Annotated in this window: 20 protein-coding genes; 10 read left to right on the top strand and 10 right to left on the bottom strand. The window is 40.2% G+C overall.

Annotated features, from left to right (window positions below):
* Nucleotides 1-15: 15 nt before the first annotated feature.
* The 4 genes from essB to FN960_RS18840 all read right to left on the bottom strand — a co-directional run bounded on the left by essB (nucleotide 16) and on the right by FN960_RS18840 (nucleotide 2,948).
* Nucleotides 16-1,347, bottom strand: a complete 1,332-nt coding sequence (gene essB / locus FN960_RS18825) for a type VII secretion protein EssB (RefSeq protein WP_143850422.1) — start codon at nucleotides 1,345-1,347, stop codon at nucleotides 16-18.
* Between the two features lie 33 nt (nucleotides 1,348-1,380).
* Nucleotides 1,381-1,620: an ESX secretion system protein YukD gene (yukD, locus tag FN960_RS18830; RefSeq protein WP_143850423.1), complete on the bottom strand. Its 240-nt coding sequence runs from the start codon at nucleotides 1,618-1,620 to the stop codon at nucleotides 1,381-1,383.
* 89 nt (nucleotides 1,621-1,709) lie between these two features.
* Nucleotides 1,710-2,003, bottom strand: a complete 294-nt coding sequence (locus tag FN960_RS18835; RefSeq protein WP_143850424.1) for a WXG100 family type VII secretion target — start codon at nucleotides 2,001-2,003, stop codon at nucleotides 1,710-1,712.
* Nucleotides 2,004-2,282: 279 nt separating this feature from the next.
* Nucleotides 2,283-2,948, bottom strand: coding sequence for an SIMPL domain-containing protein (locus tag FN960_RS18840; protein ID WP_143850425.1), 666 nt, complete (start codon nucleotides 2,946-2,948; stop codon nucleotides 2,283-2,285).
* 84 nt (nucleotides 2,949-3,032) lie between these two features.
* Between FN960_RS18840 and FN960_RS18845 the strand changes: the two genes are divergently transcribed.
* Nucleotides 3,033-4,223, top strand: coding sequence for an MFS transporter (locus FN960_RS18845; protein ID WP_143850426.1), 1,191 nt, complete (start codon nucleotides 3,033-3,035; stop codon nucleotides 4,221-4,223).
* A gap of 53 nt (nucleotides 4,224-4,276) precedes the next feature.
* Here FN960_RS18845 and hpaB read toward each other — a convergent pair whose 3' ends face one another.
* The 4 genes from hpaB to FN960_RS18865 all read right to left on the bottom strand — a co-directional run bounded on the left by hpaB (nucleotide 4,277) and on the right by FN960_RS18865 (nucleotide 9,552).
* Nucleotides 4,277-5,695 carry a 4-hydroxyphenylacetate 3-monooxygenase, oxygenase component gene (gene hpaB / locus FN960_RS18850; RefSeq protein ID WP_143850427.1) on the bottom strand — a complete coding sequence of 473 codons (1,419 nt, stop codon included), beginning with the start codon at nucleotides 5,693-5,695 and terminating at the stop codon, nucleotides 4,277-4,279.
* A 567-nt stretch (nucleotides 5,696-6,262) separates the two neighbouring features.
* Entirely contained in the window at nucleotides 6,263-6,706 is a 444-nt protein-coding gene (locus tag FN960_RS18855) for a hypothetical protein (protein ID WP_143850428.1), read from the bottom strand.
* Between the two features lie 75 nt (nucleotides 6,707-6,781).
* The gene (locus tag FN960_RS18860) at nucleotides 6,782-7,519 is read right to left on the bottom strand and encodes a polysaccharide deacetylase family protein (RefSeq protein ID WP_143850429.1); all 738 of its coding nucleotides are present in this window, start codon (nucleotides 7,517-7,519) and stop codon (nucleotides 6,782-6,784) included.
* Between the two features lie 98 nt (nucleotides 7,520-7,617).
* Nucleotides 7,618-9,552: an endonuclease MutS2 gene (locus FN960_RS18865; protein WP_143850430.1), complete on the bottom strand. Its 1,935-nt coding sequence runs from the start codon at nucleotides 9,550-9,552 to the stop codon at nucleotides 7,618-7,620.
* A gap of 475 nt (nucleotides 9,553-10,027) precedes the next feature.
* Here FN960_RS18865 and FN960_RS18870 point away from each other — a divergent pair, with 475 nt between their 5' ends.
* From FN960_RS18870 to FN960_RS18890, 5 genes are all read left to right on the top strand, one after another.
* Nucleotides 10,028-10,399, top strand: coding sequence for a GntR family transcriptional regulator (locus tag FN960_RS18870; RefSeq protein WP_185971111.1), 372 nt, complete (start codon nucleotides 10,028-10,030; stop codon nucleotides 10,397-10,399).
* 1 nt (nucleotide 10,400) lies between these two features.
* Entirely contained in the window at nucleotides 10,401-11,285 is an 885-nt protein-coding gene (locus tag FN960_RS18875) for an ATP-binding cassette domain-containing protein (RefSeq protein WP_143850431.1), read from the top strand.
* On the top strand, nucleotides 11,282-11,977 hold the full coding sequence (locus tag FN960_RS18880; RefSeq protein WP_143850432.1) for a hypothetical protein: 696 nt from the start codon (nucleotides 11,282-11,284) through the stop codon (nucleotides 11,975-11,977). Before FN960_RS18875 ends, FN960_RS18880 begins: the two co-directional genes overlap by 4 nt.
* 114 nt (nucleotides 11,978-12,091) lie before the next feature.
* Nucleotides 12,092-12,604 carry a hypothetical protein gene (locus FN960_RS18885; RefSeq protein WP_143850433.1) on the top strand — a complete coding sequence of 171 codons (513 nt, stop codon included), beginning with the start codon at nucleotides 12,092-12,094 and terminating at the stop codon, nucleotides 12,602-12,604.
* Nucleotides 12,605-12,776: 172 nt separating this feature from the next.
* Nucleotides 12,777-14,738 carry a YjhG/YagF family D-xylonate dehydratase gene (locus FN960_RS18890; RefSeq protein WP_143850467.1) on the top strand — a complete coding sequence of 654 codons (1,962 nt, stop codon included), beginning with the start codon at nucleotides 12,777-12,779 and terminating at the stop codon, nucleotides 14,736-14,738.
* Nucleotides 14,739-15,477: 739 nt separating this feature from the next.
* Here the strand turns inward: FN960_RS18890 and FN960_RS18895 are convergent.
* Together FN960_RS18895 and FN960_RS18900 are read right to left on the bottom strand one after the other, a co-directional pair.
* A complete protein-coding gene (locus FN960_RS18895; RefSeq protein ID WP_143850434.1) occupies nucleotides 15,478-16,350 on the bottom strand; it encodes a fumarylacetoacetate hydrolase family protein in 873 nt (290 codons plus the stop codon).
* 661 nt (nucleotides 16,351-17,011) lie between these two features.
* Nucleotides 17,012-18,070 (bottom strand): FtsK/SpoIIIE domain-containing protein, encoded by a 1,059-nt coding sequence (locus tag FN960_RS18900; RefSeq protein WP_143850435.1) that lies wholly within the window; start codon nucleotides 18,068-18,070, stop codon nucleotides 17,012-17,014.
* Between the two features lie 216 nt (nucleotides 18,071-18,286).
* On the opposite strand from FN960_RS18900, the gene FN960_RS18905 reads away from it, so the two are divergent.
* The 4 genes from FN960_RS18905 (at nucleotide 18,287) to FN960_RS18920 (ending at nucleotide 19,704) form a co-directional block, all read left to right on the top strand.
* A complete protein-coding gene (locus FN960_RS18905; RefSeq protein WP_143850436.1) occupies nucleotides 18,287-18,502 on the top strand; it encodes a transcriptional regulator in 216 nt (71 codons plus the stop codon).
* A gap of 97 nt (nucleotides 18,503-18,599) precedes the next feature.
* Nucleotides 18,600-19,286 (top strand): hypothetical protein, encoded by a 687-nt coding sequence (locus FN960_RS18910; protein WP_143850437.1) that lies wholly within the window; start codon nucleotides 18,600-18,602, stop codon nucleotides 19,284-19,286.
* An 85-nt stretch (nucleotides 19,287-19,371) separates the two neighbouring features.
* Entirely contained in the window at nucleotides 19,372-19,536 is a 165-nt protein-coding gene (locus FN960_RS18915) for a YolD-like family protein (RefSeq protein WP_143850438.1), read from the top strand.
* Nucleotides 19,537-19,704 (top strand): YolD-like family protein, encoded by a 168-nt coding sequence (locus FN960_RS18920; RefSeq protein WP_260682068.1) that lies wholly within the window; start codon nucleotides 19,537-19,539, stop codon nucleotides 19,702-19,704.
* The last annotated feature ends 31 nt before the right edge of the window (nucleotides 19,705-19,735 follow it).

Here is a 19,735-nt window from a genome sequence, read left to right on the forward strand (position 1 = left end):
TACACGTAAACAGACTTATTCTTCTTCATTTTCTTCCTCATTATCTTCATTGTTATCTTCTTCGTTGTTTTCATCCTCGTTTGGCTCTGCATCAGCCTCCGTCTCTTCTTCCTGATCTTCATTTGAGTCTTCAGTATCCGCTTCATCTACTGTCCCATTTTCTTGGTTTTGCTCTTGCTCTTCTTGCTGTCTTTGCTCTTCTCGCTCATCCATAAATGAATCAAGCTCATTTTGAATTTCATTTAAAAGAGACTCTCTTTCCTCTGTATCCAACGAGGCGTCATTTGTCACTTCATCTTTATATTTCAATAGTCCTAATATGACTAATTCATATTCTATGGAGCGAGCTAGATCTATTGCTTCTTCATTTTCTCCTCTGCCAAGGTGAATCCAATACAAGAAGACGTTCTCATTAGATTGCAGAGTAAGTGTATTTTGCAGGTTCTGACGCTGTTCTTCAGTTAGGCTTTCTGTTGCAAGGTATGCATTTGCCAGCTGGTATTGAACAACGTATGGCATCCTCTCACCCTTGTATGAATCTAATTCATCAATGACGGAACTAAAGTCTGCATTAATATAATGCTGACTGCTTTTTATATAAGCATTCTTCTCAGGAATAAAGAACCAATACCCATAAATAGATAAAGCAATGAGTGGGACCAATAATGCCACAGCCCCAATTAATGAGTAACGATTTATTAACCAGCTTTTGCGCGGAATATGAACCTGTTCTTTTCCTTCTGTTTCTAATTCTTTAAGAGAATTCTGACTAACAACAAGGAGCTCGTCTATACTCTTTGCATCCATAATATCCTTAGCTGATTCTGTTAGTCTTAATGTCTCACTATAGGCTTCGTATTCTTCAAAGGAATGTTTAGGGTTAATAAGGAAAGCAAGTGTGGCTTTCAGCTCGTGTAATAATAGTTCTTGATCTATGTCATAGGGTGGAATACTTTCTGTAACCCCATAATGGATAAAGTAAGGTTCGTAGCTCTGATCAAATAATAGATTTTCTGGACAGATAAAAAGGTTTAATCTTTTAGTTTGATGGTGTTGAACTTTTTTAAGTAGCTGATTCATCAACATCCACTTAGCGTATAAATCTTTTGTATGTATAATGTCAAAATCATAGAGTTCCTGTTTCGGTTGTGCTTTAATTTGAATGGTATCCTCAGTTGTAACAATCTCTCTGGTTAAAACAGTATCAGAGTTAATAAGAAAGTTAATCTCAAGTGGGTCATGCAGCTTTAGTCTCGCTTGCTGAAAGGTAATAACCCAGCTGTTATCCTCTTTCTCTAAGGCAGCTCCTATTTTCTTTTCAAAGTAAGAAATCTTCTCTTCCACCATGTCATTGACGCCTTCCTTCTTAACTAGTTTCCTTTAAAGAATTCGTAGACGATCTCCCGTAGTAACACCACTATTTGCTAAAATTGCGTAGTGTGGCAACACCTTTTTCTTATTGATGATTCTCACCCAATACCCATCGTTGGGTAGCCCCGACATCTTATTCATCTGCCAGGTAATATCAATTAACTCCTTAACGGTATATTGGTCCGACACCCGCAAATCGATGGATTTACGATTATACCGTTCCATATCTATCGTCAGAACTATGTACAAAGTCTCAGCCCCCGAAAAAAAGGACGCTAAAATCCAGAGATTTTGTCGCGTCCCCATTTTAGTTATTAATCAATGATCCTACTGATTAATTAGTACCCGATCTTACCTGCGATTTGATTATCAGTGTCCTCAAGTGTACTAGCAGCACCTTTAAGCTGTACTGAAATCTCCTCTAATAGTGTACCCATTTGTGTAAACGAAGGTTTAAGCTCAGTGTATTGATTTGCAAACGCTTGACTTGAAGAACCTTCCCACGCTTCTTGTAATCTTCCAATTAGGGAATCTAATTCTCCTACGATGCTGTGAACCTGCTCACTTTGTGAACTATATTGCCCAGCAAACTCTCTTAACTGATCCGGTGATAATCTAATATTTCCAGCCATAACTAATTCCCTCCTAATTTTTAGTACAATTCCATGCTAAACCAGTTATAAATTTCAAGTCAATGAATTACTTACATGTTTCCAAAAATGGTATGAAAGAACGGATAGGGTTTCGTTCTTTAGAACGAGTTTCGACACTATGAAATTTTGAACTTAGGATTTTTTTACCACCACTCCATTTCTACTATGATTTATATAGGTTAAAACGTATGACAGATTTCCATTTCCCTAAAAAGCAAATTTAAAACATATTTCGGAAAAAATTATCAAATTTATTTTTTAACCAACCAAATACCACACCTCAACTTCTGCTCTAATTGTGACTAAACCTGGTTCAATTCGTGTTGCTTCTGTAGCTGCAAACAACATCGGCTGCACAGAGGGCATGCTCATCTCTTGGATTTTGATCGGGACCGGATGCAATGGCACGGATAATGATTTAGCTAGCGCCTCCGCCTTTTCTTTTGCATTATTTAAGGCGCGTACGAGTGCTTCTTTCGTCTCAGTCTCTGTATCTTCTGTGGTAAATTGCACGCTTATTACTTCGTTTGCTCCTGCTTCTACAGCTTGATCAATGATAGACCCAGCCATCATAAATTGTTTAGTACGTACTTGCAGTAAATGAGTAACCACATATGCACGAAATACCTGCTGACCATCCACATAATCATATTGGGGACTGATTTGATAACTTATGGTCTGAATATCGCTTTGTGGTATACCTAAACCAACAAGTGTTTCAATTACCTTATTGGTCAATTGCGAATTTTCCTGTTGTGCTTCCTCAACTGAGGCATTTTCTGTCTTAACTCCTAAAACGATAATGACTTGGTCTGGTGGTACCGAAAGACTTGCTTCTCCCATTACTTGAATCGTATGTCTTTCTGGATGAGCCTCTAACGGTAGTGAAGGTCTATGTGGAACAGTTTGTTTTGAATCATACATTTACATTCCTCCCTCGTGTACGAATTAATTTATATGTATTACACTAAAGACAATTCATACTTCATTTCATTGGAAAGGACTCTCATGACTACAACATCACTACGTGAATGGAAGCGCTCACTTTTATTATTAAAATTGTTTCTCTTTTTTCTATATGGCTCCATTTCTATCTTACTCTCTTATTTTCCCGTGTATTTTAAAGAAATTGGATACAGTACGGTAACAATCGGATTATTAATGGCTGGAGGGCCTTTTGTCGCTATCTTCGCTAATCCCTTTTGGGCGTATTGGGGAGATCGCCTCCAAAACATTCGACTCATTCTTATCCTGATGTTAATTGGTAATCTTCTTGCTGTACAGTTTGTGTTTCAATTACATGCTCCTGCTCTTGTACTAACAGCTATGCTGATTTTTTTCCTATTCCAGACGCCTTCTTTCTCACAGAGCAATAGTTTAATTCTAGCGACTATTAGTGATTCCCCTGTTAAATTTGGTGGCATCCGCGCCTGGGGTTCTCTGGGCTATGCCATCATGGCAGGTCTCGCTGGACCGATTATTGCGCTGACTGGAATCGAACAGCTTTGGATTTTTTATAGTTTAATGCTTCTGTGTACCTTAATTTTTTTGCTTTTGTTTCCAAAACCAAAAGTTCCAGAGTCTTCGAGGGGTCTGAGAGGAAGCTATCTTTCAAATGTACTCGGAAATCGCTTTTTTCTAATTTTCCTATCTTTAGGGTTACTTCTAGCTGTGCCTAATGCCATGAATCAGACCTTTGTCTCCCTTTACATTGTTGAATTAGGTGGTTCATTAGCACTAATTGGTTACTCTGCCTTGCTAACAGCCATCTTTGAGCTGCCTGTGTTTCTATTATTGGATCGCTACTTAAAACCAAATAAACGTACAATGATCGCCTGCTTAGTAGGCGTTAGCCTTTTATTTTCATTGAGATGGTTTCTAATGAGTCAGGTGACTTCACCAGTGTCTCTTCTTGCTGTTCAGACGCTTCATTGTGTTACGTTCGGAATTTACTATTACATTGGAACCATGTTAACAGCACATATCATTCCCGATCGATACCGAGCAAGCGGGCAAGCCTTATTCACCTTAGTATTTAGCGGCCTTGCTGGAATTATAGCAGGTACACTTGGGGGCTGGTTGTTTCAAACCTGGGGAGCAAGTAGTATGTATCAGGTTTCTACTGCTATTACGCTTGCGAGTATGCTAGGCTTTACCTTCATGTGGTTTATGATTAGAGGAAAGAATCCCAACAACTAAAACAGGCAATGTGAGGGGGACTGTGCGGTAAGTCCTCCCCCAAATATAAATGGTTACTCTAAATCAATCGAAAGAAAGGACAAAACTTTCTCTTTTGCTGATTCCTTAGGGTACATAGAATATATAGAAACTGGTGTCCTCACTGGATCTCCAAAAAACAACCTTTCATATAGTGTCTGACGAGAGCCAAATGAGCTCATTGTTAAATCCCATGCCATTCTGTTGAGCTTAATTTTATCCTTTGCCGCTAGACGTTCTCCTTGAAGTGTATGAGATAAAACTGCCTCATTTGGTGATTCAAAATCCTTTTCGGTGGGAATACAAATTAATCCACTAGCACCTAGCAACGTTAGAATTTCAGCTAATCTTGGATAGGTCTTTTGATAATAATGAAACGCCATCTTTAGCTGAAGCCCGTTTGGAACTAGCACACCATATTCATTCTTAATGGCTGCTTCCTCTGAGGCAAGTATCAAGCCATTCATAATTTCTTTAGCCATGGCTACCTCACTGACCTTTTCTTGAATATGCTGATATTCTGCCACTGACAGACTTTCCACCATCAGTTGAGCAATGCCAAGTATCCATTCCGTCTTAACTAGCTGACGGTTCGCTGATTGATAGAGCAAGAATGCTTCTAAACCTGTATCGGTTTTTAAATTTGAGGTGATTTCAGAATCACCATATAAAAAGACTCGCTTCCAAGGAACCAGCACATCATCAAACACAACCATTGCATCACCCTCGTCAAATCGAGACGCCAAAGGCTGGTCAAATGTTGAAGCATTCTCAGCATAACTAGGTCTACATACAAAGGATAACCCCGGCGTGTTTGAAGGGATACTAAAACCAAACAAATACGAAGAATCCGTAAAGCTACCAGCGGGCAAAACAAGCAATTGATCAGTTAATCCCCCTTGGGTTGCAAGCATTCTTGCTCCTCGAATGACCAGCCCTTCTGGGGTTTCTTTAACCACCTTAGCCGCAATAACCGTCTCATCATCGCCATCTGGCCAGTAAAACTTCCTGCTGATTTGCGGATTAATAAATGTATGCGTAAACGAATAATCTTGCTCACGAGCCTCTTCGTAAATTTGTTTCATGTTATCGCTATACTCACCAAAAAAAGGTGCGTAGCTTGCCATGGCCATAATAGCTGAATTAACATAGTCCGGAGACCTTCCTAACAAGCCTGCAGATTGAGATGCCCAAAAACGAATGGCCTCTCTCCGTTTAATCAATTGCTCGTGGGTGCGCGGTATTTCAAAGGAGAAGTTATACTTTTGGGAAGCGTCCATAAGTTGATTTGGATTGGATTGAACAAAATCATACAGTGCTGCCTTAGTCGATAAGATCCCTCGAAAAGCAGGATGATCTGAGAGATCACCTTGCACCCGTTCTCCATCGATCCAGATTTGATTTTTTAAGCCATTAATTCGATCTACATATTCCTTACCAGTTACTGTCCCCATTTTCACCCATCCTTACGTAAATGATCGTTCATTCTATGCATAATAGAAAGATTGGGTGCTCAATGCCCGAACCTGGATTTTAGACATGATTCATTTCTTCATCCGTCACTCCAAAAATAGAAGGGACTTGCCCGAGGTCAGGCAGCCGTCTAACCGGACAAGCCCTTTTTTCCCATATGCCTGTTTATCAAGGTCACTGAAAAAGTCATCTGGAAATGAGCTCATGCACCGCTACAGGAGAAACCTACGCTTTCCACGGGAACGGCCTCAGCCCTTGAAGTGGAAGTGCACCACTTCAAGGGCTTTAGACTCGTTCTGTTCCGTAGGAGTCTTCGGTTTCTCCTTCCGCTACGGTTCTGCTCAAACAAATGACGAACATTTAAATTTAAAAAAATGAAAGCTACTTTTTTAATGATAGGAAGATTCACTTTCATATAAAGCTTCTTTTTCCAGTGGAGTTCTATTCATCCCGTAGGTGTCGGCTATTCTATTAGGCATTGGTATGACTATTTACATAAAAAAAAGACCCAGCGCCTGCTTACATAAGCTGACGCTAGGTCTTATCTTTTATCGAATTAACAAAAGCAATATATCCATAAAGGCTTGCTCATTTAATTCTGATTTTTTCATTCCACCAAATTCATGGCGATTTGACTTCCACTTTCCGTTATCAAAAAAGAAATATGTGCTATGCAGAACAGTGGCACCTGATTGAATGGAGATCTTGTAATCTCCACGTTGGCTTGCTGTTACATCTGGAATTAACACGACTGGTTTTTTACCGTAAACCTTAATAAGTTTACCCATTAAATTAAATCGGTTGGCTCCAATTGAGGTTTCACTTATTGTAAGTTGACCCTTCTCAACAGCAGGCTGTAAAGCGTTATCAATTTTTTCATATAAAGTGATGACCTCTTCAAAAAATTGGTATTCCTTTTCTTCAACAGGGGATTTCTTTGTTTTTAATCGCTCCTGCTCTTTATCTAGATAATCAAATAGCTGATGAGTCATTTCATTTCCCTCCCAAATTCTCTAAGCATGCCTTCGACTTAATCATATATAATCCTACAATAATCTGCAATCGTCTCATAGCTGTTTGAACAAAGTCCAATGATTTGTCATTTTTATTAAGTCGGAAACTGTCACAAGTTCATACCCCTCATTAAGCAGTGCTGGAATAATCACTTCCAACGCTTGAACCGTTTGCGTTCGTTTACCACCAGCATCATGAAATAGAATAATGTCCCCCGATTGCGCTTTTGGTAATACATTGCGAATAATATGACCAACGCCAGGGTTTGCCCAATCCTTAGAATCCTGATGCCAAGACCACATAACTACTTGGTAGTTCTCTTCTGCAGCCGTTTCAATGATCATGTCATCATAGTAGCCTCCCACAGGTCTAAATAAATGGGGATACACACCTGTTATCTCAACGATTTTCTTTTCCGTTTCCTTAATCTCAGCACGAAGGATTTGCTTACTCATGGTATGAGAATAAAAATGATGATACGTATGGTTGCCGATTTCATGACCGTTATTTGCTAGCTGTTGGATAACTTCAGGTAGTTTTTCAACCTGTGAACCTGTGACAAAAAAGGTTGCTTTCGCATCATAACGATCTAGGAGGTCCATTATTTTTTTTGTGTAGATTGGATGAGGCCCATCATCAAAGGTTAACGCAATCAGAGGCTTTGTCGTGGGAATATCCCAAATAGCTTTCCCTGTCTGCTCATAATCGAAGCGGTCCTTTGCAAACCCTTTTATAGAAAATAAAAACGATATACAGATACATACGAACACTACTACAACTTTTTTTATCAAATCATGGCCTCCTCCCCTGCCTGTTACAAGGAGTATGTAATCAGGTTAGTTTGTGAATGAGGAGGCCAGACTATACAGCTAACACCAGAATAACCTACTTAATCTTCATCATCCAATATCAGCCCTTCCACATGCTTGCGCTTCAGCTGATTTTTGGTCTTTCGGTACTCTTTTGATTTAAAGATTTGATCGAAATCATAATTCTCCGGGTACAGCTCATCCTTTTTGATATGGAGCTGAAGTCTTTTATGATTCATTTTGTGTTTTTCCCCTTTAATTTGCACGATATAATCCCCATACGCATCTGGTCCCATGTAAACAATGCCTGTTTCACTTGTGGCTTTTACAATGACATTGTCTCCTTGAGAAAATAGTGTAACCTTCTTTTCTTTTGTACGATCTTGGGCTCTAATTTTGGCCGAATAACGACCCACAGCTATTTGTTTTTCATATTTCGGTTGCTTAAGCTCTACCTCATCCAGATGATCGCAGTAGGAAATTGAGTGATGGTACGTCAAGCGATGAGCCTTTTCTAATAAAGTGGGGTGCAATCCAAGCTTTAACGCAATATCAAACGCTTGACTTTTTCCTGCATGCCCAACACGTAATCGATAAGTTGGGCTCAATGTTTCAAGGTCAAATTCCATGGAACCATTTAAAAAGCCTTCATGCTGATCAGCAAATGTTTTCATTTCACTATAATGAGTGGTTGCGAGCAATGTAGACCCTTTCTCATAAAGCTGCTCTAAAATAGTTATAGCAAGACCCATTCCTTCTCCTGGATCTGTACCCGAGCCAAGCTCATCAAGCAACACTAATGAGTGATCATTGGCCTCCCGCAAAATGTCAATGATGCTTACAAGCCTTGAACTAAAGGTACTGAGATTCTCCTCAATGCTCTGACCATCACCAATATCTACATAAATAGAGTGAAATAAGTGTATGCGACACCCTTCCGCAGCCGGAATCGGAATGCCTGATTGGGCCATCAGCGTTAATAATCCTACAGTTTTTAATACCACTGTTTTTCCACCTGTATTTGGTCCTGTAATGACCAAGGCACGATTAGAAGATCCTAACTTCATTGATAGAGGTACAGCCTTTTCACCAAGCTGAGGATGCCTCGCCTCCGTAAGTTCAATACAATACTCCTCATTTAACTCGGGTGTTACCCCTTGTATTTCTTGCTTATACTTTGCTTTTGCAAATAACACATCGTAATGATGCATCGTATCCATAGCCACTCGGAGAATCTGCTCATGTGTTATAAATGAATCGGTCAATTGATATAAAATTTGCTCAATCTCCTGCTGTTCAGACAATTGCAGTAGTTCAACCTCACTTTGTATATCCGCCCACTCAGACGGCTCAATAAACAAAGTAGATCCAGATGAGGATGTGTCTAAAACGGAGCCAGATAGCTTCGTCCGATATTCTTTCTTTACCGAAAGGACAAGCCTTCCCTGCCGTTCCGAAATGACAGTATCCTGCAGGATGGGCTTCAGCTTACTAGACTTGACCATCTGCTGCGCTTTAGATTGTAATCTCGCTTTTTGAATTTGAATCTGTTTAACAATCGATGCAAGCTCCTTTGTTGCATGCTCATCTACCCGCCCATTTCGAATACATCGGTTGATTTCCTCATGTAAGCTGTCCATCTCACCAATCGATTCCGCATAGTAGCTAATAGTCGGTCCAGCTACGCGTTTATCTTTCATAAATCGCTTCAGCTTCATACAATGATCAAGAAAAGAAAGGACCTGCACAAATTGATCCGCTCGTAAAAAGAGTCCCTTTTTTCCTTGGTCCAAGAAATGCTCTAAATCCTCTAAAGCATAAATTGGTACGCTTGAGCTAATGTTTAGAATAGATTCAGCCTCATCTATCTCCTCAAACATCCGATCTAGCTTTTTCTTGTTCGTTGATGGCATGGCTGTTTTAATCGTTTTCTTTGCTCGTGATGTTCGTGCAAACGTAGAAACCACTTCCAACGTCTCCAAATATCCTAAAGCTTCGATTGTCTTTTGATTCATTTTTGTCATTCCTCCTATAAATTGATTCCAATAAAAAAAGCCGCCATGAACATTAGCTCATGACGGCTTAGAGAATAAGGCAGAAGCCTAATAAATAGCAGACTCCCCCCTAAAAATGAATATAAAAATAGCCATGACATCTCTGTCATAGCTGGATTTATATCCATTCTCTATGTCTCAATGATGCTTGTTCTTAACTCACTCGAAATCCGCACAACAAATAAACCAGAGTAACTCTCTGTTTTTGCAGACTTTCAAGCCCGTATGAAACTAACGGATTAGTTAAGAACACTCGCACTCATTAAACATTCTCCTGACATATTGAAACAAGTAGTTTATTTTCATTTCTATTCTATGACAAGTCAGATAAAAAAGTCAATTTGTTAAATATGTTATATTGACATCTAAAATGCATTGTTATATGGTTAGTCACATAACCAACTAACCATAATACTATATAAGTGGAGGTGACCACATTGTGCGTGTATTAGATGATAACCGTCCGATTTTCCTACAGATTAGAGAGATGATCGAGGAAGATATTATTGAAGGAATACTTAAAGAGGGTGAAAAAGCCCCCTCTACCAACCAGCTTGTAGCTTATTACAAAATTAATCCATCTACCGTATTAAAAGGAGTGAATGAACTCGTAGATGAAGGAATTTTATTTAAGAAAAGAGGTGTTGGTATGTTTGTAGCTGAAGGTGCACGCCAGAAATTAGTGAACCAACGAAGGCAAAGTTTTAAGGACGAATATGTTTGGAAAATGATCAAAGAAGCTGAAAAGCTCGACATTACCTTACCGGAGATAGAAGAAATGATCAGCGAATTAAAAGGGAGGAAATAGCATGAGAGAAACAAAAGTAACAGCAAACAATATTTCTCTTCAATATGGTGTCGATACCATTCTTAAGGATATCTCATTTGAGCTTACTGGAGATAAAATTTATGGTTTGCTTGGTAGAAATGGAGCAGGAAAAACCACTCTGCTTTCTTTACTTGCTGCTTATGACCAACCTACTTCAGGAACCTTGAACGTAAATAATCAAATTGTATTCGAACACACGGATTCTATGGAGAGCATTATATTTGTTAAAGAGGAATCCTTTGAGTATGAATATGAAAATGTAAAAAAGTGGCTGTCTGATCGAGCATTGTTTAGACCCCATTACGATGCTGATTATGCAAATTATTTAATTAAACGGTTTAAGCTTCCGTTGGACCAAAGTGTCAATCATTTATCGCGAGGCATGCAATCAGCACTTTTAGTTGTAAATGGTCTTGCCAGTCGCTGTCCTATCACGATTTTTGATGAAGCTTATCTTGGTATGGACGCCCCTGCAAGAGAAATCTTTTATGAAGAAGTGCTAAACGATTATATGGAACACCCACGTCTGATTATCCTATCTACACATCTTATCTCTGAAATGGATAATTTATTTGAAGAGGTGTTGATTATTAAAGAGGGGTCTTTGCTTGTACATGATAGAACCGATAATTTACTCGAGAGCGGTGTGAAGATTACTGGTCAATCAAGTAAGGTTGATTCATTTGTTTCTGGTGCCACTTTACTTAATGAGCAAACACTAGGCGATACAAAATCCGTCATGCTATATGGAAAGCTGGATGAAACTCAGCGGCAAAAAGCGAAGGAGCTTGACCTTCAAGTGGGCACTGTTAAATTACAGGAGCTGTTTATTCACTTAACTGAGGAAGGTAGTGAACAGGTATGAAGAAAAAAGAACAAGTAGTCTTTAAACATATATTCAATGATTATATGACCTGGTCTATATGGTTTTTGTCAATCATGGTCCTTGTTCATATTATTTCAGTAACAGCCATTTCTTACTTCGGTATTGAATCTATATCTTGGTCAATACTCGGCACTATTTCACAAGCAGCCCCCATCTTTTTATTAATTTTAGGCATTATGAACATGGGTGGAATTCTCGCTTACTTAACCTCAAATGGAGTGACTAGGCGAGATTATTTTGTAGGCACCTCTAAAGCAGCGGTTTTTATTAGTTTTATACTCGCTGTTGTAGCCGTTTTACTTCTACTTATAGAGACTATGATATTCACTATGTTTGGATGGCAACTTATCGAGAGTATCACCGTTTCTGGTCTATTCATTACATTCATTTCCCTTGTATTAAGGTTAACACTGTTCTTTTTTATCGGTTGGCTAATTAGTGCTGGCTTTTACAAATACCCTTGGTTAATTGGCATGCTCTTTATTGTCATAGGAGTGTTTTTGGTTTCCGTTAGTGATTTTGTTTGGGGAGATCAAGGAAATAGGACATTTGAGTTTTTACCAGAAAGAGATTTACCTATGCTAGTTGCGATTATTGTTTCATTTATTTTAATCGCAGTAACAATGTGGATTATCAGGTTAGTAACAAAGCATATTCGTGTTAAAGTGTAGTCAACAAGATAACAAAAAACATATCGTTCACATAGTAAGTGAAACTAGATCTTGTACTAAACCGTATATCATAGTAACATTGAACTACATTTTGCATACTTTGGGGGAACAACGATGAAAAAATATTTACTATCCACAGGATTTGCGGCGCTAATTGTGCTAAGTGCTTGCGGAACAAACGGCGATAATAATGATACTGCTGGAGATGATCCTACAGATGCACAAGAGGAAATAGATGAAGACAATCAAGAAGAGCAAGCTTCTGATACTGAAACAAATGATGAAGATCAAGCAGATGATGGGACTGAAGAAGATACGACTGACTCAACAGAATCTCCTACTTCTGATGATGGGACTGTTGAGGATCCAGAAGAAACTGATGAAACCTTCTATTCTTTAGATGAGCTTGAGCCGGTTTTCTATGTTGGAATGGACTATGGCACCTACTACGAGGAACTACAAGCATTTCCAATTGATAAAACCATCCAAAATGAAGAAGAAGGTCAATATCTTGATCTGTTTCCAGCCAATGATGGCTATCTTGGCGTTTTAAGTTCTGAAGAAGAAGGGATTATTAATATTCACCGATTCCAAAGCTTAGATGAAGCTGACGGTTATTTTGACTGATTAATTCACCACCGCACGATAATGCGGTGGTTTTTTTATTCCAAATAAAATATTCGCAAAGTTCACACTATGGGGTTTATACTAAGATAAGATTTAGTTAATTATAATCAACTAAAAATGTAAGCGCTTTATAAAGGAGGGCATTCAATTGGATTACTCGTTAGATGATTTAATGCAAACCCCGACAAATGAGATGTATCACATTAAAACTAATGCTCCAGGAGCAGATGGGAGTCTGCCGTTAACAGATCAAATGCTTCGCCACTCGCCTAGCGGTGACTTATTTGGTCTCTCACAAAATGTAGGCATGGGCTGGAGTCCCAATCAATTACTAGGCAAGGAGGTCTTGCTTTTAAGTACTCAAGGTGGACTTAAAAGTGAAAACGGTGACCCTATTGCTCTTGGTTACCATACGGGGCACTGGGAAGTTGATTTATTAATGAAGGAAGCAGCGGATGAAGTGACAAAAGCTAAAGGGATGCCATTTGCTGCCTATGTAAGTGACCCGTGTGATGGACGCACGCAGGGTACGGATGGGATGTTTGATTCCTTCCCTTATAGGAATGATGCGGCCATTGTGTATCGACGATTAATTCGTTCCCTCCCGACTCGAAAAGCAGTCATTGGCATTGCTACCTGTGATAAAGGGCTGCCTGCAATGATGATTGCCCTTTCTGCCATGCATGAGCTACCAACTGTTATTGTTCCAGGTGGCGTCACCCTACCACCGCTTTATGGAGAGGATGCTGGTAAGATTCAAACAATTGGCGCGCGCTACTCCAATGATGAGTTAACACTTAAAGAAGCGTCTGAGCTGGGCTGTCGAGCCTGTGCTACGTCAGGTGGAGGCTGTCAGTTTCTTGGTACGGCTGCTACAGCACAGGTTGTAGGTGAAGCTCTCGGATTATCTGTCCCCCACTCCGCCCTAGCTCCCTCTGGACAGGACATTTGGAAGGAGATGGCGAGACAATCTGCAAGAGCGGTCATGTATATGGAGAACACCGGGTTAAAAACAAAGGATATCCTGACAGATGCTTCGATTCGTAATGCCATGGTTGTACATGCAGCATTCGGTGGCTCTACAAATTTACTACTACATATCCCTGCCATAGCCCATGCCGCTAAACTGCGCACACCAACAATCGAAGACTGGATAGAGGTTAACCGACAAACACCACGTCTTGTGAGTGTGCTCCCTAACGGTCCAGATTATCATCCGACCATTCGCGCGTACCTTGCCGGTGGTGTACCAGAGGTCATGCTCCATTTACGAGAAGCAAACCTGCTTGATCTATCGGTGTTAACAGTAACCGGTAAAACTCTAGGAGAGAATTTAGACTGGTGGGAGGATTCTGAACGGAGACAACGGATGAAGGAACGTTTGTATGAGGCAGATGGGATTAAACCGGAAGAAGTGATCATGACGCCAAAGCAAGCCAAAAACAGAGGTATGAGTTCAACCATTACTTTTCCTGTAGGCAATATTGCACCTGAAGGTTCTATTATCAAATCCACCTCCATCGATCCTGAGGTGCTCTCAAGCGATGGTATCTATTATCATAAAAATGCGGCAAAGATATACTCAAGTGAACGGGCTGCCATTGCCGCCATAAAAAATAATGAGGTAGAAAAAGGGGATATCATGGTTGTTTCTGGCTGTGGTCCACTCGGCACCGGCATGGAGGAAACCTACCAGCTAACGTCTGCCCTCAAGCATTTATCCTACGGAAAGTATGTCACTCTTATCACAGATGCCAGGTTCTCAGGCGTTTCAACAGGCGCCTGTGTTGGACATATTGGACCTGAAGGCTTGGCCGGCGGACCGATTGGTAAGCTTCGTGATGGTGATGTGATTGAGATTCGAATAGATACAAACAAGCTAGAGGGTACTCTTCACTTTTTAGGAACTGGTGATGTAGAGCTAACTCCAGAGGAAGGCGCGAAGGTTCTAAATGAGCGTGCAACAAACCCCGCTATTAAACCAGCCGAGACCCTGCCTGATGATACTCGTTTATGGGCAGCCTTGCAAAATGTTAGTGGAGGCACCTGGAATGGCAGTGTGTACGATGTTGATCGAATTATTAAGGTATTAGAAGCTGGAGAGGCAGCACTGGCTCAGAGGAAAACGGAGTAACGATGGATGTATTTCGACTTTTTTATATTAATGAGGGTGGACAGAACTATAAAAAGACGAACAGTGCCACTACAGAATGGGCAGCTAACCACAGATTCATCCATAAAATTAGGATATCGCCACTTCGCTGTCATTCTACCCCGTAGAAAGGTTATCTAGACTCTGCATGTATAATCTCTCATACAATTGATACTCGCAACTAACCAATCGGACGAAAATGGAGGAAAAGAAAACCACTGAAAAAGTCATGTAAGAATGAGCCGAATGGCGCCGCTACAGGAGAACCCTACGCTTTCCGCGGGAACGGCCTCAGCCCTCGAAGTGGAAAACCACCACTTCGATGTCTTCAGACGCGTTCTGTTCCGCAGGAGTCTACGGGTTCTCCTTCCGCTAATGTTCTGACTTAAACAATTGTAGAACTTCGTAGTCTTATAAACATCTTTTTTCAGTGACCTCTATGAAATTGTTCATTGAGATATGATGGCGGAGCCAGATTAGCTCAGGTACTCCCGCGGTAAGCGTGCCCCAATTTTCGGGAGCGACTGCCGAAGAACCCATATAACCTCCGAATTCTCCTTGTATTTATACAAGCGAAGTGTATTCCCAGAGCGGCATCCACCTTATTTTATAAATGCAAAAAGCTGAACAATGACTGGAAAGTCTCCATCATTCTTCAGCTTTTTTATTAGTTATAATACTTCTGTCCCAACCCAACCACCATTCTTTTGAAACAAACTTTTTATTTGTTCACATGCACGGGATTATTTAAGACGCCAATACCAGGAATCTCAATTTCAACTCGGTCATTCTCAGCAAGAGTAAATTCATTTGGTGGCACGACACAAGTTCCAGTAAGGAGAACCGTTCCGTCAAAAATATCGTTGTCTAGAGTTAAATAATGCACCAGTTCATCTAATGTCCGTTTTAGCTGATTGACTTGTGCATCCCCTTCAAACACAAGCTCCTCCTCACGATATATCCGACAAATAATCTGAAGTTCATACGGATCAGCCACTGCTTCCTTTAATATGATTGCTGGTCCAATGGAGCATGAGTGTTTCCACACTTTTGCTTGAGGAAGATATAATGGATTCTCCCCTTCAATGTCACGACAGCTCATATCATTGCCAGCCGTATATCCAAGAATGGTTCCTTCCTTATCAATAACCAGCCCTAATTCGGGTTCAGGGATCTGCCAATTCGAATCAGATCGCAGGTAGACTGGATCATTTGGTCCAACGGTTCTAGCTGCCGTTGATTTAAAAAATATCTCCGGTCGTTTCGCCTCGTACACCTTGTCATAAAATGTCTCCGCATTCAACTTTCCTTCAGTCGCTTCATAGTTCCGCGCTTCCTTACTTTTTTGATAGGTGACACCAGCTGCCCATATCTCCGGTGCGTCGAGTGGTGTCGTTAGTTCAAGCTCTGCTAATGATTGCTTGATTTGGCTTTCCGTAAGCTGAGTGACCAGTTCCAATGGTGTTTTATTCTGAATACGCGCTTCTGAGATCATTGATATAAAGTCGGTAAAAGGTAAGTCAAACGCCTCATTGTCTTTTGTCACTGCTGCTAATTGTTTTCTACTGTCTTTTTTATAACGGATAATTCTCATAGATCCTATCCCTTCTATTTAGAGTAAATGAATTTTTATAAACATATGAACGCGCTTACATTTTAATTTTTATTATCAGAATTGTCAAACATAATGCTTGGATTTGTGCAGCCCTTATTTATGGTTAGTTTAATTAGTAGTAGGTGGGTTCCTCATGATTAAAGCTCATAGAGATTTCCGCGCATATATTTCACTTTTCGAAGCATTCCATTTCTAATTTCGGTCATTTTAGTTTTTTTCGCGCAACTGCTTAGCTTTTTGAGCACATTACTTGGATAAATCGCTCATTTCAAATTTTTTCGCGCCTCGTCTATCTTTTTCCGCGCATTTTATCATCATGTTAAGCATTTTCAAAATCTTTGAGCATTCATTCTCTAATGTAGCTCATTCTAATAAATGTTAAAAACCCCAGTAAAGAGTATTTATCTTTACTGGGGCTAAAATTGAGTTTTTCGAGATATCTTTGTGACATCTTGCAGATAAACAGCAATTTAATTGAGTCGAAACCCTATTAAATCAACGTTTCTCTACATCATACTAGGCATGTTTCCATTGGTTTCTTAGGGTTTTGAAACCCTAATACCATTATTCTTACGATAAGTCTACTTTCCACAAAAGAAAGTTTATCTTCTTAAATCAATCGTAATATTTTTTATTCCTGTTAGTTTTTTGTGAACTTTAAAAACCTCACATCATCAATTTGCGTTTCGTTAGTCGGATACTGAGTGGCGTATACCAGGCTCAATCCAACAGCGCGACCACGGCGGGTGATGTCACTAAGAGCCTCACATGCAACCTTCATCTTTTTGAGGTTAGGATCCGATTCTCCAGCACTTGAGAGCTCGGCCGCTTCATCGATTACAATAAAATGCCGTGTAGGTTCGCCCATTTCTGATACATCTTCATACCCGTTAGATAGCATGAAATTCATTCGTTGTTCCATATGCTCTCTGATCTTCACCAGTGCTGTGTATGCTTCCTCTACATCCTTAGCAAGAGTCTTAGGCTGTCGGCACCTAGCAAAGGGAGAGAAGTCAAGACCTCCCTTTAGATCAATAAGCGTGAGCTGCAGGTGTTTAGGTTGGTTGGATATGAGTGTGCTTACGATGCTCTTCAAGAATACTGACTTCCCTTTACCCGTGGCCCCAGCTACGAGAAGATGAGGAATGTCAGCAAAGTCATGTTTAATGAGTCCGGTACGATTATAGCCGACAGGTATCTGCCATCCTTTACAACTAGTCGCTGTCTCGTTGGTGTAAGTGAACTGATCAGGTAAAGGCTCATCGTATACCTTGATCTTCAGCACACCGTCATAGTTCATCTCAATTTCCTTGTTCACTCGCTCCGGTTCCCTTTGCCACAGCTCAATAATGTCCTTAAACCTGCGTATTGCCTTGATGTCATTTAACGTGATCTCTCTCCTCTGCCTTCGGTTATTGAGTCCATCTTGCAGTGCTGAGAGTTGTTTCGAGAAATCTTCATACGACAAACCGAGCGGGATCCTAAACACGTATTCTTTGCCTCCTGGTATATCTCGCCTCCTCAACTGCTGTATCGTTCGGATGTTCTTGCCTTCTTTGACTGACAGCCCGCGATTCACAAAAATGCGTTGATTCTTTTTTGCGTCACTTTTCGATGGGGAGGGCGAACCACTCTGCACAAAGTACGTGTACCCAACAACCCCAGCTGCTGCCACTGTCGTAAGCATCGATAAAATCACTCATCACACCACCTCGTATACGTAGTATGGCCCCAGATGAAAAGACATTAGATTGAGCGTACAAACCTTGATAGTAAGCCAATCATCGTGTCTTTTTGGGTGTCTGACTTAGCATACTTAATCGTATTGTGACTCGCTTGGTCAATATGTCACTTTTTTTCCCTCGTATAACAAAATGACATATTGGACAGACTCTTTTTAAAAGGAGTGGGTTCAATGTTCGGATTAGGAAAGAAGCGTTCGAGGTTCGGCAAACAACTGGATAGATCGGGTGTCGATCAAATTCAATTAGAGAAAGAAAGTGGGTTAAGCAGAGGCACCATTTCAAATTTATGCAATGATGATAAATACTCAATAAAAGGGTCCACTGAAACTAAGGTACGAGGGGCGCTGAAGCGAATGGGATTAGATGATCGAAGATTTTTTGGTTAATCTTTTGTCTAATACTGTCGAATACCTATGAAAAAAGTCTTGTTACCTTTATAATTTGTATTTGGATTTATCACTACATAAATAAAGGGGTTTTATCATGAAAAAACTATTATTAACTGCGGGGTTAGTAAGCATGCTAGCTCTTGCTGCCTGTGGAGAAGATACACAAACAGAAGAGGATTCTAACGCATCTAATCAAGAAGATACAGAGGAAACAACCTTAACTGATAACTCAGATGAAGAAGAAGCTACCGACGACGAGGAAGCGGCTGACGAAGATCCAGAGGATGTAATTGAGAGCGATTGGGAAACTCAAGTTGGCGAAACTGATGCTAATGGCAACTTACTCTTATTAGGCCGCAACGATACAATAGACACTATAGAAACTGGACCAATGACATTAAACATTCCTCAAGTTAATATCGCAGAGGTTTTAGAGTGGCCTGAGGATATAGCTGAATTTTATGACTTTGAACCTACTGGCGTAATTCAAATTGACATGGAGGTGTCAAATTCATCAGAGGATACTGTTAACTTCTATCCTGATCAAGCTACTATTACAACAAGTACCGGTGAACAATTAGAGTCTGATGTGTTTACAAGTGATTACATTGATGGTGAATTTATAGGCGCGGTTAATAAAAAAGGTTCTGTATTCTTTTTATTAGAGAACTCAGATCCGAACGAAGTTGAGTGGGTAAGAATACTAATTAATTCGCCACACGATAATGAAAGTTTTGATACATTAGGTGATGAAGTGGATTTTCAAGTCGATTTTAACTAGAGCCGTCATGGCTCTTTTTTCATGTTGATTAACGAACATACATTCGTATATAATGAGCATACTATCTTTAATTAGGAGGGGTACTATGCATGAAATGGATAAGTACAAAGCGGATCATGAGTTATATTTGCGTCGAGAGAATCTAACGTGGGAAGGTAGCCTTATGATGTTACCTGAGCACAAGGCGGCTATTCGCGCTGCTGATGCAGAGGAAAAGAAAGTTGATAAGCATATACTGGATCCAGATTAGTTGCAGGAGATTGGATATGTAATTATGGACGCTCTCGATCACACTCTATTGGTTAACATCAATTATTGGCGAGATGGACACTATTATGACCTTGAATGCTACATTAATCAGGTGTCATCTGATCAAAAGCAGTTGAAGATTGAGCACAAAGGCGGGGAAATGGAGTAACTTAAAGTGAATTGCTTGAGGTCGGTGCAGA

The organism is Alkalicoccobacillus porphyridii (assembly GCF_007293315.1).
GTDB lineage: Bacteria > Bacillota > Bacilli > Bacillales > Bacillaceae_D > Alkalicoccobacillus > Alkalicoccobacillus porphyridii.

What these genes read in the sequence shown, in the direction of transcription:
- essB (WP_143850422.1), bottom strand. Translation starts at nt 1,347, where the DNA reads ATGGTGGAAGAGAAGATTTCTTACTTTGAAAAGAAAATAGGAGCTGCC.
- FN960_RS18835 (WP_143850424.1), bottom strand. Translation starts at nt 2,003, where the DNA reads ATGGCTGGAAATATTAGATTATCACCGGATCAGTTAAGAGAGTTTGCT.
- FN960_RS18840 (WP_143850425.1), bottom strand. Translation starts at nt 2,948, where the DNA reads ATGTATGATTCAAAACAAACTGTTCCACATAGACCTTCACTACCGTTA.
- FN960_RS18845 (WP_143850426.1), top strand. Translation starts at nt 3,033, where the DNA reads ATGACTACAACATCACTACGTGAATGGAAGCGCTCACTTTTATTATTA.
- hpaB (WP_143850427.1), bottom strand. Translation starts at nt 5,695, where the DNA reads ATGGGGACAGTAACTGGTAAGGAATATGTAGATCGAATTAATGGCTTA.
- FN960_RS18855 (WP_143850428.1), bottom strand. Translation starts at nt 6,706, where the DNA reads ATGACTCATCAGCTATTTGATTATCTAGATAAAGAGCAGGAGCGATTA.
- FN960_RS18865 (WP_143850430.1), bottom strand. Translation starts at nt 9,552, where the DNA reads ATGAATCAAAAGACAATCGAAGCTTTAGGATATTTGGAGACGTTGGAA.
- FN960_RS18875 (WP_143850431.1), top strand. Translation starts at nt 10,401, where the DNA reads ATGAGAGAAACAAAAGTAACAGCAAACAATATTTCTCTTCAATATGGT.
- FN960_RS18880 (WP_143850432.1), top strand. Translation starts at nt 11,282, where the DNA reads ATGAAGAAAAAAGAACAAGTAGTCTTTAAACATATATTCAATGATTAT.
- FN960_RS18885 (WP_143850433.1), top strand. Translation starts at nt 12,092, where the DNA reads ATGAAAAAATATTTACTATCCACAGGATTTGCGGCGCTAATTGTGCTA.
- FN960_RS18890 (WP_143850467.1), top strand. Translation starts at nt 12,777, where the DNA reads ATGCAAACCCCGACAAATGAGATGTATCACATTAAAACTAATGCTCCA.
- FN960_RS18895 (WP_143850434.1), bottom strand. Translation starts at nt 16,350, where the DNA reads ATGAGAATTATCCGTTATAAAAAAGACAGTAGAAAACAATTAGCAGCA.
- FN960_RS18905 (WP_143850436.1), top strand. Translation starts at nt 18,287, where the DNA reads ATGTTCGGATTAGGAAAGAAGCGTTCGAGGTTCGGCAAACAACTGGAT.
- FN960_RS18910 (WP_143850437.1), top strand. Translation starts at nt 18,600, where the DNA reads ATGAAAAAACTATTATTAACTGCGGGGTTAGTAAGCATGCTAGCTCTT.
- FN960_RS18915 (WP_143850438.1), top strand. Translation starts at nt 19,372, where the DNA reads ATGCATGAAATGGATAAGTACAAAGCGGATCATGAGTTATATTTGCGT.